This window comes from Fretibacterium fastidiosum, assembly GCF_000210715.1.
GTDB lineage: Bacteria > Synergistota > Synergistia > Synergistales > Aminobacteriaceae > Fretibacterium > Fretibacterium fastidiosum.
Genome location: NC_021038.1, coordinates 2,124,318 through 2,138,607 on the forward strand (window position 1 = coordinate 2,124,318; position 14,290 = coordinate 2,138,607).

Annotated in this window: 10 protein-coding genes, 1 tRNA gene and 1 pseudogene; 7 read left to right on the forward strand and 5 right to left on the reverse strand. The window is 58.6% G+C overall.

What is annotated here, in order from left to right:
* From SY1_RS09625 to SY1_RS09640, 5 genes and pseudogenes are all read right to left on the reverse strand, one after another.
* Window positions 1-232, reverse strand: a pseudogene (locus tag SY1_RS09625) (Mur ligase family protein); the annotation flags it as partial.
* Between the two features lie 350 nt (window positions 233-582).
* Window positions 583-669 (reverse strand) — tRNA-Leu (locus SY1_RS09630).
* Window positions 670-830: 161 nt separating this feature from the next.
* Window positions 831-1,574 (reverse strand): lyase family protein, encoded by a 744-nt coding sequence (locus SY1_RS12455; protein WP_015556903.1) that lies wholly within the window; start codon window positions 1,572-1,574, stop codon window positions 831-833.
* Complete coding sequence (locus SY1_RS12460; RefSeq protein WP_015556904.1) at window positions 1,486-2,208, reverse strand: lyase family protein; 723 nt, start codon at window positions 2,206-2,208, stop codon at window positions 1,486-1,488. Before SY1_RS12460 ends, SY1_RS12455 begins: the two co-directional genes overlap by 89 nt.
* A gap of 26 nt (window positions 2,209-2,234) precedes the next feature.
* The gene (locus SY1_RS09640) at window positions 2,235-3,410 is read right to left on the reverse strand and encodes an NAD(P)-dependent malic enzyme (protein ID WP_015556905.1); all 1,176 of its coding nucleotides are present in this window, start codon (window positions 3,408-3,410) and stop codon (window positions 2,235-2,237) included.
* Between the two features lie 176 nt (window positions 3,411-3,586).
* On the opposite strand from SY1_RS09640, the gene SY1_RS09645 reads away from it, so the two are divergent.
* The 7 genes from SY1_RS09645 to SY1_RS09675 all read left to right on the forward strand — a co-directional run bounded on the left by SY1_RS09645 (window position 3,587) and on the right by SY1_RS09675 (window position 14,092).
* Complete coding sequence (locus SY1_RS09645; RefSeq protein ID WP_015556906.1) at window positions 3,587-4,969, forward strand: MATE family efflux transporter; 1,383 nt, start codon at window positions 3,587-3,589, stop codon at window positions 4,967-4,969.
* 176 nt (window positions 4,970-5,145) lie between these two features.
* On the forward strand, window positions 5,146-5,538 hold the full coding sequence (locus tag SY1_RS09650) for a metal-dependent transcriptional regulator (RefSeq protein WP_015556907.1): 393 nt from the start codon (window positions 5,146-5,148) through the stop codon (window positions 5,536-5,538).
* Window positions 5,539-5,745: 207 nt separating this feature from the next.
* A complete protein-coding gene (locus SY1_RS09655; RefSeq protein ID WP_015556908.1) occupies window positions 5,746-6,804 on the forward strand; it encodes a Fic family protein in 1,059 nt (352 codons plus the stop codon).
* Between the two features lie 4 nt (window positions 6,805-6,808).
* Complete coding sequence (locus SY1_RS09660; RefSeq protein WP_015556909.1) at window positions 6,809-8,311, forward strand: class I SAM-dependent DNA methyltransferase; 1,503 nt, start codon at window positions 6,809-6,811, stop codon at window positions 8,309-8,311.
* A gap of 16 nt (window positions 8,312-8,327) precedes the next feature.
* Window positions 8,328-9,437 (forward strand): restriction endonuclease subunit S, encoded by a 1,110-nt coding sequence (locus SY1_RS09665; RefSeq protein WP_208873625.1) that lies wholly within the window; start codon window positions 8,328-8,330, stop codon window positions 9,435-9,437.
* Between the two features lie 83 nt (window positions 9,438-9,520).
* On the forward strand, window positions 9,521-12,817 hold the full coding sequence (locus tag SY1_RS09670) for a DEAD/DEAH box helicase family protein (protein WP_015556911.1): 3,297 nt from the start codon (window positions 9,521-9,523) through the stop codon (window positions 12,815-12,817).
* 390 nt (window positions 12,818-13,207) lie between these two features.
* Window positions 13,208-14,092, forward strand: a complete 885-nt coding sequence (locus tag SY1_RS09675) for a LysR family transcriptional regulator (protein ID WP_015556912.1) — start codon at window positions 13,208-13,210, stop codon at window positions 14,090-14,092.
* The last annotated feature ends 198 nt before the right edge of the window (window positions 14,093-14,290 follow it).

The following is a 14,290-nucleotide window of genomic DNA, read 5'->3' on the forward strand; positions in this document are numbered from 1 at the left end:
CGTCCCTGGGGACCTGCGAGAGCCACCAGCGCATCTCCCGAAAGCTCACGGGCGAGGTCCGCCGGATCACGCGCTGACCGGCAGGCGACAGCTCCCGCGGCAGCACCCCGGTGACGCGGGAGTGGGTCCTGAGCCCGACGGCCGACAGCCCCGCGTGCAGAAGGCGGACCAGACTGCTCTTGCCGCGCGTCCCCGTCACGAGGATCCTGATGCCCACACGTCTCAAATCCATGCAGCGTTCCTCCAGCCCCTATGCGGACACAAAAACTCGAAAGGCCCTCCGCTTCGCGCTCATAGTATAGCGCATAAGCGTTGATCGGTCTTTCTTTGCCCTGACGGGTGCCGACTCAACTTTGGACAGGCTGTCCGTTTGTGAGCAAACGGTTTGCTCGTTTTTCCCGTCACGTTTTGTCATGTCCGGGAGATGGGGGTGTTGAGCCCCTATATTTGTTCTGGACAGTAGGGATTAAACCCTATTAAGACAAGAAAAGGGCGGCCCAAACCGCCCCATAACACCCTGGTAACCCTGACAGAGTTTCTATGCTCCTGCGAGGTCAAAGCGCCGCAGCGCTTCCGCTTTCATGGTGCCGGGAGGGAGACTCGAACTCCCACAGTGTCGCCACCGGTGGATTTTGAGTCCACTGCGTCTACCGATTCCGCCATCCCGGCCAACGGTGAGTATTGTAATCGGAAGCGCCGGAGGTTGTCAAGCGGAACGGACGAGGTCGGGGGGCCATGCCCCCGCGCGCGTTCGGTCGATGAAGTGCGCCCGCGTTATGGCCTCGTACCGCGGATAGGGAACGCCGGCCCTTCGGCCCGCCCGAGGCCCCTCAGGCCATCGCCTCCGGGCGGAAGACCTCGTCGAAGCGCTGAGGCGTCAGAAAGCCCAGCTTCACGCAGGCCTCCTTCAAGGACAGCCCCTCCCTGAAGGCCAGCTGCGCCGTCCTGGCCGCGTTCTCGTAGCCGATGAAGGGGTTCAGGGCCGTCACCAGCATCAGGGAGCCGTGCAGGTTGGCCCGCATCCGTTCGCGGTTCGCCGTGATCCCCGCGGCACACCGTTCGTCGAAGGAGGCGATGGAGTCCCCCAGGAGGCGCGCGGACTGGAGAAAGTTGTAGATGCAGACGGGCATGAAGACGTTCAGCTCAAAGTTGCCCTGAGAGGCCGCCACGCCGACGGCCGCGTCGTTGCCCATCACCTGCACGGCCACCATCGTCACCTGCTCGCACTGCGTGGGGTTCACCTTCCCCGGCATGATGGAGGAGCCGGGCTCGTTCTCCGGGATTCGTATCTCGCCCAGCCCAAGCCGTGGCCCCGACGCCAGCCAGCGCACGTCGTTGGCGACCTTCATCATGTCGCAGGCCAGGGCCTTCATGGCACCGTGGGCGAAGACCAGCTCGTCCCTGGAGGTGAGGGCGTGGAACTTGTTGGGCGCGGGACGAAACTCCCTGCCCGTCAGGCCGGAGATCGCGCGGGCAACCTCGACGTCAAAGCCCGCGGGAGCGTTCAGCCCCGTTCCCACGGCCGTGCCCCCCAGGGCCAGCTCGTGCAGCGGGGCCGACGCGGCGCGCAGCATTTCGGCGTCGCGCTCCAGGCTGCTGCACCAGCCGGAGATCTCCTGGGAGAAGCGGATGGGGGTCGCGGTCCTGAAGGTGCGTGCGACCGCACTTCACCACGCCCTCGTTCTCCGCTTCCAGCCGCCGGAAGGTCGCGATCAGGCCCTCGACAGCCGGCAGCAGGCGGTCCTCCAGCGCGAGGACCGCGGCGATGTGCATTGCGGTGGGGAAGGCGTCGTTGGAGGACTGGGACATGTTGACGTCGTCGTTGGGGTGCAGCAGGAGGCGTCCGGCCAGCTGGTTGCCCCGGTTGGCGATGACCTCGTTGGCGTTCATGTTGGACTGCGTGCCGGAGCCGGTCTGCCACACCACGAGGGGAAAGTGATCGTCCAGCTTCCCCTCGGCCACCTCCGCCGCCGCCTGGGTGATGGCGCGGCACTTCTCCTCCGTCATCCTCTCCGGGCGCAGGGCGCGGTTCGCCGTGGCGGCTCCACGCTTCAGGATGCCGAAGGCGTGGATGACCTCCCGCGGCATCGTCTCCAGCCCCACGCCGATCGGAAAGTTTTGCCGGCTGCGCTCCGTCTGCGCGCCCCAGTATCGGTCCGCGGGCACGTTCACCGTGCCCATGGAGTCGTGTTCGACGCGGTATTCCATGACGTCTTCTCCGGTCCGTCGCAGGGCTACAGGCGCGCGGCTCCGCTCTTCCGGGCGGCCTCCGCCACGGCGCGGGACACGGCATGGACGACGCGGGAGTCCATGGCGTTGGGGATGATGAAGTCCGGCCTGAGGGACGCCTCGTCCACCAGGTCCGCCAGGGCGTTGGCGGCGGCCATCTTCATCTCCTCGTTGATGTCCCGCGCGCGGACGTCGAAGGCGCCCCGGAAGATGCCTGGAAAGGCCAGCACGTTGTTGATCTGATTGGGTAAGTCGCTGCGGCCGGTGGCCACGACCTTCGCTCCGGCGCTCAGGGCCTCGTCCGGAAAGATCTCCGGCGTGGGGTTGGCGCAGGCGAAGAGGATGGGGTCCTTCGCCATGCTGCGGACCATGTCCTGCGTCACCGCCCCCGGAGCGGAGACGCCAATGAAGACGTCCGCCCCCCTCATGGCATCGGCCAGGGTCCCCCGGATGCCGGCCGGGTTCGTGACCTCCGCCATCTCCGCCTTGATCCAGTTCATGCCCTGCTCCCGGCCCCTGTGGAGGACTCCCGTCCGGTCGCAGAGGGTCACGTCCCGCGCCCCCGCGCCGATCAGGAGCTTTGCGATGGCGATTGCGGCGGCTCCGGCACCGTTGATGACGACGCGGGCCTCCGGCAGGGTCCGGCCCGTCAACTTCAGGGCGTTCGTGAGGCCCGCCAGCGTGATGACGGCCGTGCCGTGCTGGTCGTCGTGGAAGATGGGGACGTCGCAGCGCTCCTTCAGCTTGCGCTCGATCTCGAAGCAGCGCGGCGCGGAGATGTCCTCCAGATTCACGCCACCGAAGGAGCCTGAGATCCGGTAGATCGTCTCCACGATCTCGTCCGCGTCGTGAGACCGGATGCAGAGGGGAAAGGCGTCCACGCCGCCGAAGGCCTTGAACAGCGCGCACTTGCCCTCCATCACGGGCATCCCGGCCTCCGGCCCGATGTCCCCCAGCCCCAGCACGGCGCTTCCGTCCGTGGCCACGAGGCAGAGGTTCCAGCGGCGCGTCAGGTCGTAGCTCCTGTCCACGTCCTTCTGAATCTCAAGGCAGGGCTGGGCCACGCCGGGCGTGTAGGCCAGGGCCAGTTCCTCCTTCGTCTGCACGGGGACGCGGACGGCGATTTCGATCTTGCCCCTCCACTCCCCGTGAAGCCGAAGCGATTCCTTAGCGTAATCCATAACTCAAGACTTCCTTTCCGTTGCGTGATTGCCGGCCTGGCGCTGCGGCCCCCGTTATTATAGCGCCAGCGCGGATGGTGCAGTCACGCTATAATAGCGGGTAAGAGGGTTCGTGTTCCCTGCGCGCCGGCCTGCCGCCGGCACCTTTAATTTTTTTGGAGGGGAAGATCGGGATCATGGCGGAACGCGCCGGAAAGAGCAAAAAGAGCAATCAGATCGACATGCTGCACGGGTCCCTGTGGGACAAGATCGTCCTGTTCGCGTTGCCGCTTGCGGCCAGCACCATCCTTCAGCAGATGTTCAACTCGGCGGACGTGGCCGTGGTGGGACGGTTCGACAGCAGCCAGGCCATGGCGGCGGTGGGCAGCAACGGAGCGGTCATCAACGTGCTGGTCAACCTCTTCGTGGGGGTCTCCGTGGGCGCCAACATGCTGATCGCGAACTACATCGGACAGGGGGAGCGGGAGAAGGTGCGCCAGGCCGTACACACCAGCGTCCTCATCGCCCTCATCAGCGGCCTTTTTCTGGCGGTCGCCGGGCTCGTGCTCTCGCGCCCCGTGCTGAGGATGCTCTCGACGCCCCCCGACGTGCTGGAGCTGGCCGTGACGTACCTCGAAATCTACTTTATGGGAATGCCCTTCATCATGCTCTACAACTTCGGCTCCGCCGTGCTCCGCAGCAAGGGGGACAGCCGGCGGCCCTTCTGGTTCCTGGTGGTGGGCGGCGTCGTCAACGTCATCCTGAACCTGGTGCTGGTGATCGCCTTTCGCATGGGCGTGACCGGCGTGGCCATCGCGACGGTGATCTCGAACGTCATCAGCGCCTGGATGGTGCTGAGCTGCCTGATGCGCGAGCCGGACCCCTTCGCCTTCAGCTGGAGGGAGATGTCCCTGAAGGGCGGCCACACCCGCCGCATCCTGAAGATCGGTGTCCCCGTGGGCCTGCAGGGGGTCGTCTTCTCCCTGTCCAACGTCTTCATCCAGGCGGGCATCAACAGCTTCGGGGCCAGCGCCTCCGCGGGGTCCGCAGCCGCGCTGAACTTCGAGTACTTCGCCTACTTCATCATCAGCGCCTTCGCACAGGCGTCCATGACCTTCACCAGCCAGAACTACGGGGCGGGGGACGAGGGACGCTGCCGCCGCATCTACACCATCAGCATGTCCTGGGGCATCGGCCTGACGGCGCTCACCTGCGCCGCCTTCTCCTTCTGGAGCGAACCGCTGATGCGCTTTTACACCGTGGACGCCGCCGTCATGACCTTCGCCATGGCGCGCCTGTTTCGCGCGGCGGTCCTGGAGTTCCTGGTGGGGTTCTACGAGATTCCCGGAGCGGCGCTGCGGGGGCTGGGCTACTCCATGACCCCGACGGTCATCACCCTGATGGGCTCCTGCGTCTTCCGCATCTTCTGGCTCCTCACGGTCTTTCAGTGGAACCGGAGCTTCGAGATGCTCATGAACGTCTACGCCGTCTCCTGGGTGCTGATGAGCGTCGCCACGATCGTCGCCTACTACAGGCTGCGCCCGCGGGCCTTCAGCCGTCGCGCCCTCGGCAGCTTCTGAACGGCGCTGCGGCGTGCCGAAAGGTCCGTCCCTTCGACAGGGAAAAGTGTAAAAGACACGCTGCGCACTCAGTATTTTTGCTGAAAATGCTCGCGCCGGCTAAAAGCCCTGAAGATTTCGCTTGAGAATTAGGTTAAACAATGTTAATCTTAGTTAAAAATTAGGGGGTATCTGGCATGGATACTACGGCGGCAGAGGTTGGCAAGACGGAGGAGAACTACCTTGAGGCGATCCTGATGATCAAGGAGCGGCAGGGCTACGTGCGGTCCGTCGACGTGGCGGCGCACCTCGGCGTGGCGAAGCCCAGCGTGACCTACGCCACGAAGCGCCTGAAGGAGCGCGGCTTCGTCACCACGGACCACGCGGGGATGCTGGTGCTGACGGATTCGGGCATGGAGATCGCCGACAGCACGTACACGAAGCACAAGATGCTGACGAAGTTCTTCATCTACCTCGGCGTCAGTCCGGAGCAGGCCATGACCGACGCATGCAAGATCGAGCACGACATCAGCGAGGAGACCTTCGCCGCCCTGTGCCGTTATGCCGAGAAGATCAAGTCGGAGGCGTGACCCCCGAAACCCGATATCGACCCCTCTCCCGCGGCCCTCGTGGCCGCGGTTTTTTTGTCCCTCCTCAATCCACGGTTAAAAGAAGAGCCCCTTGCAGGGACTGGTACCCGGCATCGTGCTTTGACTTTTGACAGGCTTTTCGGTAAGATGTAATTGTGTCATAAATGATTGAAATGACTATGTTACACTCTAAAAAGAGGCATATCGATGAGAGCACTGAATTACAAAACCGAATACCAGAAGCTGCTGACCCCGGAGATCGTGTCGTACCTGGCGCAGATCCATGAGATGAAAGGTCGGCAGAACCTGTTTGTCGAAGCGCGCAAGGATGCCCTCGCCAAGTTGTTGGAGATTGCAAAAATCCAGAGCACGGAAGCATCCAACCGCATTGAAGGGATCGTCACCACCGACGACCGGCTGAAGAAGATCGTGATGAACAAGACGACGCCCAGGGGGCGGAGCGAACGCGAGATCGCCGGTTATCGTGATGTGCTGAATACCGTTCATGAAAACTACGATTACATTCCCATCAGGCCGGGTATGATCCTGCAGTTGCATCGCGATCTTTATAAATTCAGCAACACATCCATCGGAGGCAGCTTCAAGAGCTCCGACAACGGGATCGCAGAGGAGCTGCCGGATGGGACGAAACGAGTTCGTTTCCAGCTGGTTCCGGCATGGGAAACGCCGGAAGCCATGGATGCTCTCTGCAATGCTCTTCGGGAGGCCCTAGCCGATCCGGAGTTGGACCCACTTCTTCTGATTCCCATGTTTGTCCTGGACTTCCTGTGCATCCACCCCTTCAATGACGGGAATGGCCGCATGAGCCGTCTGCTTACGCTGCTGCTTCTGTACCGCTCCGGGTATTTCGTCGGGAAGTACATCAGCATTGAAAGGCTGATCGCGGACAGTAAGGGAACCTACTACGAGGCCCTGCAGGAGAGCTCGGCCGGATGGCATGAGGGCCATAACGATTATCTTCCCTTCGTACGCTATATGCTGGGCATCGTGGTTGCTGCCTGTCGGGAATTTGCTGCCAGGGTGGATACCCTGGTTACGAAAGGCTTATCGAAGCCCGACAGAGTGCGGGGAATCGTCCGGAACACCATCGGACGGCTCACGAAGACGCAGATCATGAACCAATGCCCGGATATCAGCCAGAAGACCGTGGAACGGGCGTTGGCCGATATGCTCAAGAACGGTGAGATCCTTAAGATCGGCGGAGGACGCTATACGTCTTACGCATGGAACTGGGAGAAGGAGTAGGGACATGGTGACTGGGGAACTGAAGGGCAGGATCGAAGGCCTTTGGGAGATTTTCTGGACCGGCGGCTTGACGAATCCGCTGGACGTCATCGAGCAGATGACCTATCTGATGTTTATCCACGATCTGGATAACTTCGACAACCGCCGCGCCAGGGAGGCGGCCATGCTGGGCCTGCCCTATGAGAGCGTCTTCGCCCAGGACGTGCGGATCGGCGATCGCACCGTGGACGGCAGCCAGCTCAAGTGGAGCGTGTTCCACGACTTCCCAGCCGGGAAGATGTACAGCACCGTGCAGGAGTGGGTCTTCCCCTTCATCAAGAACCTGCACGGCGACAAGGAGAGCGCTTATTCCAAATACATGGGCGACGCCATCTTCAAGGTGCCGACGCCGCTGATGCTGGACAAGATCGTCACGGCCATGGACGGAATCTATGAGCAGATGGCGCAGCTCAATGCGGCAGATACCCGGGGCGACGTGTACGAGTACCTGCTCTCCAAGATCGCGACCGCGGGAGTCAACGGCCAGTTCCGCACGCCTCGTCACATCATCCGCATGATGGTGGATATGATGGAGCCCAAAGCGGACGAGATCGTCTGTGACCCGGCCTGCGGCACCTCGGGCTTCCTCGTGGCCGTCAGCGATTACCTGAAGGAAAACCGTAAACAGGAGGTCTTCTTCAACAGCCAGAACAAAGACCACTACATGAACCACATGTTCCACGGCTATGATATGGACCGCACCATGCTGCGCATCGGCGCCATGAACATGATGGCCCACGGGGTGGACAACCCCTTCATCGAATACCGGGACAGCCTCTCCGACCAGAATCCGGACCGGGAGAAGTATACCCTCATCCTGGCCAACCCGCCCTTCAAGGGCAGCCTGGACGCGGATATCGTCTCTACCGATTTGCTGAAGGTCTGCAAGACCAGGAAGACCGAGCTGCTGTTCCTGGCGCTGTTCCTCCGGATGCTGAAGGTTGGTGGGCGCTGCGCCTGCATCGTGCCGGACGGCGTGCTCTTTGGCTCCTCCACAGCGCATAAGGCCGTTCGGAAGGAGCTGATCGAGGGCAACCGCCTGGAGGCCGTGATCTCCATGCCCTCCGGCGTGTTCAGGCCCTATGCCGGCGTATCCACCGCCATCCTGATCTTCACCAGGACCGGTCACGGCGGCACCGACAAGGTCTGGTTCTACGATATGAAGGCGGACGGCTACAGCCTGGACGACAAGCGCAGCGAGACGAAGGAAAATGACGTTCCAGACATCGTTGCCCGATTTCATGCCCTGGATACGGAGCAGGATCGGAAGCGGACAGAACAGAGCTTCTTCGTGCCGAAGGAGGAGATCGTCGGCAACGACTACGATCTCTCCCTCAACAAGTACAGGCAGACGGAGTACAAGGCGGTGGAGTATCCGCCGACGAGCGAGATCATGGCAAAGCTGGACGAGCTTGAGAGGGAGATCGGAGCAGATATGGATGCGCTTCGGGAGCTCCTGGAGCTGTAAATTGAGGTTGGTAGGGATGAAAATAAGACTTGATGCGGTAATAAAAAGCTTATCTGTGGCAAATGCCGCAATAAAGAATACAGCATCTCCAATTGCAAAAGATGGGTGGTATCCCGCATTCAGTGCATCTGGACAAGATGTCTGGTTGCCAGATTACCGATTTGATCATAGAGGTATTGTTGTAAGTGCAGTCGGAGCAAGGTGCGGAAAAGCGTTTAAGGCAGATGGAAAATGGAATATCTGTGCGAATACACATGCCCTTTCTGTTGATGAGAGCATTGCTGATAGAGACTATTGTTGGTACATGCTGAATAATGAGGCATGGTGGATAAAAGGCGGAACAGTACAGCCATTTGTAAAGGTCAAAGACTCACTAAAGCGGGAACATCTATTCCCATCATTGGATGAGCAAAGCAGAATAGTTCAAGTTCTTGACCAGGTGTCCCATATTCTTGATATGAGACAAAAAGAGCTATTATTTCTGGATAATATGATCAAAGCCCGATTTGTCGAGATGTTTGGAACTTATCCAGCAAATGAAAAAGGTTGGGGAACTGGCACCATCCGTGACCTCATTTCAGAAGTCCGTTATGGTTCCAGCAGGAAAGCCGCCGATGGCGATAGTGGACAATATCCGTATCTTCGGATGAATAACATTACTTATAGCGGCGAGCTTGACCTTTCGGACACTAAAACGATTGATATTCCTGATGAAGAATTACCGAAATATACTGTGCGCAGAGGCGATGTATTATTCAATCGAACCAATAGCAAGAAACTTGTTGGAAAAACCTGTGTTTATAATCGTGATGAAATGATGGTCTTAGCCGGATTTATTGTCCGAGTACGCGTTAATGACCGTATCCTTCCAGAAATACTGTCAGCCTTCTTGAACACAGACTTTTCAAAACAAATGCTATTAGCAATGTGCAAAGCTGCAATCGGTCAGGCGAATATTAATGCACAGGAATTACAAAGCATAGGGATTTATATCCCGCCTATCGAACTGCAAAAAGAATTTGTTGCTTTCAAAGAACAGCTCGACAAATCAAAAATTGCCGTTCAGAAGGCGCTCGATGAGGCACAATTGCTGTTCGACAGCTTGATGCAGACGTATTTCAGATAGATAATTAAGGAGGGGAAGAACATGAGCGATGTTTTCGGTGAGGCCATTAAAGGCGAAGCGTAAACCGTTCGGAGGTGAATCACATGACCAACTTTGACCTCTTTGCAAGAGTACAGGATTTCGCCTCCTTTACGGAGCCTGCCGTATCGGCGGAGCGCATCTATCGGATCGATACGGCAGCCTGCGTGTTGAATTGCCGCAGGGCGATGGAGGCTGCCGTCAAATGGATGTATTCCGTGGACCGTGCGCTGGCAATGCCGTACCAGGACAATCTCGTCAGCCTCATCAGCACGGATGAGTTCCGGGATATCGTGGACGACAGCCTGCTGCGCCGGATGGACTTCATCCGTAAGACCGGAAACGCCGCAGCCCATGCCGGACGAAAGATCACAAGGGAACAGGCTGCGCTATGTCTGGAAAACCTGTTCATCTTTCTGGATTTCGTGGCTTACTGCTATGCGGAGGATTATCGGGAAGGAACCTTCGATCCTTCCCTGTTGGAGCAGGAAGCCCCTGCCGCCGCGCCGGTCATCGATACGGAAACGGAACGGAAGCTGGAAGAGCTCATTCAGGAGAATGCGGCGCTGCGGGAGGAACTGACCGCCCGCCGCGCCGAGCAGCAGCAAACCTACGTGCCCAAGCCATTGGACATTTCTGAGTATAAGACCCGAAAGCTCTATATCGATGCCATGCTGGAGGACGCCGGTTGGACCAAAGGCAGGAACTGGTTCGACGAATATGAAATCTCCGGCGTACCCAACAAGTCCGAGACAGGCTATGCCGATTATGTGCTGACGGGCGATGACGGGGGGATCCTTGCGGTGATCGAGGCAAAGCGCACCTGCGTCGATGTGGCAAAAGGCCGTCAACAGGCAAAGCTGTATGCGGACCTGATCGAGCAGAAGCAGGGCCGCCGGCCGGTGGTGTTCCTGACCAACGGTTTCGACACCCGGATCGTGGATAATCAGTATCCGGAGCGACAGGTCGCGGCCTTCCATTCCAAACGGGACCTGGAGAAGCTGTTCAACCTCCAGCGCATGCGCTCCGGCCTGAAGAACATCGTCGTGGACAAGGCCATCGCGGACCGCTATTATCAGGAAGCTGCCATCAAGGCGGTGTGTGACAGCTTCGGGCAGAAGAACCGCCGCAAGGCGCTGTTGGTCATGGCCACGGGCTCAGGCAAGACGCGGACCGTCATTGCGCTGGTCAAGGTGCTGCTGGAACAGGGCTGGATCAAGAACGTCCTGTTCCTGGCAGACCGCAATTCCCTGGTCACCCAGGCCAGGCGGAGCTTCGTGAACCTCCTGCCGGATCTGTCCGTTACGAACCTCTGCGAGGAGAAGGACAACTATGCCGCGCACGGTGTGTTCTCCACCTATCAGACGATGATGAACTGCATCGATTCCGTGCGGGACGAGGAGGGCAAGCTGTTCTCCTGCGGGCATTTCGATCTGGTGATCTGCGACGAGGCACACCGGTCGATTTATAACAAGTATAAAGACATCTTCAACTATTTCGATGCTCCACTGGTGGGCCTGACCGCCACGCCGAAGGACGAGATCGACAAAAACACCTATGCCGTTTTCGAGCTGGAAAGTGGCGTACCGACCTATGGCTATGAGCTGGCACAGGCAGTGCAGGACGGATATCTGGTGGATTTCCTGTCCGTGGAAACGAAACTGAAATTCATCCAGGAGGGCATCGTCTACGACGATCTGTCCGATGAAGATAAGGAAACCTATGAGAATACCTTTGAGGATGAAAACGGCGAGTTGCCTGAAAGCATCGCGTCGTCTGCATTGAACGAATGGATATTCAACGAGGATACGATTCGCGAGGCCCTGTATATCCTCATGACTCACGGCCTGAAAATCGACTATGGCAACAAAATGGGCAAGACCATCCTTTTTGCCAAGAATCATACCCATGCGGAAAATATCCTGGAGGGGTTTGAGAAGGAGTATCCGCACCTGAACGGTTGTGCCAGGGTCATCGACAATTATATGACCTACGCCCAGAGCGCCATCGACGAATTCTCCGACCCGAAGAAGCTGCCGCAGATCGCCATTTCCGTGGACATGTTGGACACCGGCATCGACGTGCCGGAGGTGTTGAACCTGGTCTTCTTCAAGAAGGTCATGAGCAAGGCCAAGTTCTGGCAGATGATCGGACGCGGCACACGCCGTTGCCCCGGACTGATCGATGGCGTCGATAAAGGCAAGTTCTACATCTTTGATTTCTGCGGCAACTTTGAGTTCTTCCGCATGAGCAAAGGGAAGCCTACGGCGAACAGGATCGCCCTCCAGGGTGCGATTTTCGGGCTTCAGTTTGAGATTGCCTATAAGCTTCAGGACCTGCAATATCAGACGGAACGGCTGATCGCCTATCGTAGTGCGTTGGTGGAGCATATGACCGGAAAAGTCCGGGAACTGAACCGGGAAAACTTTGCGGTCCGGCAGCATCTAAGGTACGTGGATCGATACGCCGTCTCGGAGAATTATCAAGCGCTGACCTACGAGGATACGCTTGTGGTGCGGGAAGAGCTGGCTCCGCTGATCGAGCCGGAAGACGACGACCCGAAGGCGCTCCGCTTCGATGCCCTGATGTACGGGATTGAGCTGGCCTATCTGGCGGGAAAGAAATACAACCGCGCCAGACACGATCTGCTGCAGAAGGTTGCGGCCGTGGCCAGCGTGGCCAATATTCCGGAAATCATGATGCAGGCGGAGCTGATCGACAAGGTCCTTCACACGGATTATCTGGACCATGCCGGTATCGACGAATTTGAACATATCCGAAAGGGCCTGCGCGACCTGATGAAGTATATTCCTGTCGGCAAAATCATTTACGACACGGATTTCGATGACGAGATTCTTTCGGTTGACTGGAAAGAATCCGAACTGGAAAATGATGACCTGAAGAACTACAAAGCCAAGGCCGAGTATTTTGTCCGTCAGCATCAGGATCATGAAGTGATCGCCAAGCTGAAGAGCAATGTACCGCTGACCGGAGCGGACGTGAAGGTGCTGGAGGAAATTCTCTGGAGCGAGGTCGGTACGAAGCAGGAGTATGAGGCGGAGTATGGAACCAAGCCTTTGGGCGAGTTCGTGCGGGAAATTGTCGGCCTCGACATGAACGCAGCCAAGGCTGCCTTTGCCGAGTTTTTGAACGACACGAACCTTGATGGCCGACAAATCTATTTCGTCAATCAGATCGTAGAATACATCGTCCACAATGGGATGATGAAGGATTTATCGGTGTTGCAGGATACTCCGTTTACCGATCAGGGCAGCATCGTAGAAGTCTTCACGGACCTGACGGTCTGGAAGGGCATCCGGAGGGTCATCGAGCAGGTCAACGCAAATGCGTTGGCAGCCTGATAAGAAAGGGTTTACATTGGACCGGTCCACAAACCTTGCCATGACAAACCTTGCCATAACAACGAACAAGCGCTATGCTTTAGGGCATGAATCACTTAAAAAGGTGCGAGCATGAGCGTATTATTATTTATAAGGAAGAGGCGTATCAGGAATATTTGGAGTATCGCAGTCCCCAACCAGGGGACCAGGGGAAGAGTTAGAGTTAATACAAGTCAGGCTACAGATGCCTACCCCTTACTTTGCCCGAACTTTTCGTCCCTGCAGATTGGGGTCCCTCAAGCCGCCTTGCAATCTCAGCGCAAACCGTGTAGTATAAAATGCAATGGATTACAAAATCGCATAACGGCTCTTGAAGCTGTGAACCTTATGCATGAAATCGGGTGAGCACCCATGGACATGAACCTGCAGAAGTACCTCGCCTTTGTCAAGACGGTTGAGTATGGGAGCTTCACAAAGGCGGCGGAGGCGCTGTCCTACTCTCAGTCCGGCGTCAGCCGGATGATCAGCGACCTGGAACAGGAGTGGAAGGTGTCGCTTCTGGAGAGGAGCAAGGGGGGCGTCCGGCTGACGTCCGACGGCATGAGGCTTTTGCCCTGCGCGGAGGAGCTGTGCCGCGCGTTTCAGAAGCTGGAGACGCAGGTGGACAGCCTGAACGGCCTGCAGACGGGGCTGATCCGCATCGGGACCTTTTCCAGCGTGGCGACCCACTGGCTGCCGCCCATCATCAAGGAGTTTCAGAAGGACTGCCCCAACATCGACTACGAGCTCCTGCTGGGCGACTACGCGGAGATCGAGGAGTGGGTGCTGCGGGGCCGCGTGGACTGCGGCTTCTTGAGGCTGCCCGCCCACCCGAAGCTTGAGACGATCTTCCTGAAGCAGGACCAGTTCATGGCGGTCATCCCCACGGATCACCCCATGGCGGACTGCGAGGTCTTTCCCGTGCAGGCCCTCTGCGACCTCCCCTTCATGCTGCTGGAGAAGGGCGCGCGGGCGGAGATATCGGGCATCTTCGAGCGCTTCGGCCTGAAGCCCAACGTACACTTCACCACATGGGACGACTACGCCATTATGTCCATGGTGGAGAGCGGCCTCGGCATCAGCGTCCTCCCCTCCCTCATCCTGAAGCGCATCCCCTATAAGATACTCATCAAGCCTTTGGACGTCGAGGTCTATCGCAATATCGGCGTCGCCCTGCGGAGCCGTCAGACCGCCTCCCCGGCGGTGAAGCGCTTCCTGGAGTACCTGAACTTCCGGCACCAGGCGGAGCAGGGCTGACGTCCGGGTGCTGCGGGCCCCTCACGGGGCAGCGAAGCGAACGGGAAAGGCCTCGATGTTCTTCCCGTCTGCATCAGGCCCCTGGCGGCCTGACGCCGGAGCCGGTGTATAATGAGGACGCCGCTTGAGTCCTATCCTGAGATTGAACCCACGGACAGAAAGGAGCTGTTCAGCGCTTTTCCTCTTTTGTGTCTTGAC

Coding starts and splice junctions, on each gene's coding strand:
- SY1_RS09640 (WP_015556905.1), bottom strand. CDS start 3,410: ATGGATTACGCTAAGGAATCGCTTCGGCTTCACGGGGAGTGGAGGGGC.
- SY1_RS09660 (WP_015556909.1), top strand. CDS start 6,809: ATGGTGACTGGGGAACTGAAGGGCAGGATCGAAGGCCTTTGGGAGATT.
- SY1_RS12455 (WP_015556903.1), bottom strand. CDS start 1,574: ATGCTGCGCGCCGCGTCGGCCCCGCTGCACGAGCTGGCCCTGGGGGGC.
- SY1_RS09675 (WP_015556912.1), top strand. CDS start 13,208: ATGGACATGAACCTGCAGAAGTACCTCGCCTTTGTCAAGACGGTTGAG.
- SY1_RS09645 (WP_015556906.1), top strand. CDS start 3,587: ATGGCGGAACGCGCCGGAAAGAGCAAAAAGAGCAATCAGATCGACATG.
- SY1_RS09665 (WP_208873625.1), top strand. CDS start 8,328: ATGAAAATAAGACTTGATGCGGTAATAAAAAGCTTATCTGTGGCAAAT.
- SY1_RS09655 (WP_015556908.1), top strand. CDS start 5,746: ATGAGAGCACTGAATTACAAAACCGAATACCAGAAGCTGCTGACCCCG.
- SY1_RS09670 (WP_015556911.1), top strand. CDS start 9,521: ATGACCAACTTTGACCTCTTTGCAAGAGTACAGGATTTCGCCTCCTTT.
- SY1_RS09650 (WP_015556907.1), top strand. CDS start 5,146: ATGGATACTACGGCGGCAGAGGTTGGCAAGACGGAGGAGAACTACCTT.
- SY1_RS12460 (WP_015556904.1), bottom strand. CDS start 2,208: ATGGAATACCGCGTCGAACACGACTCCATGGGCACGGTGAACGTGCCC.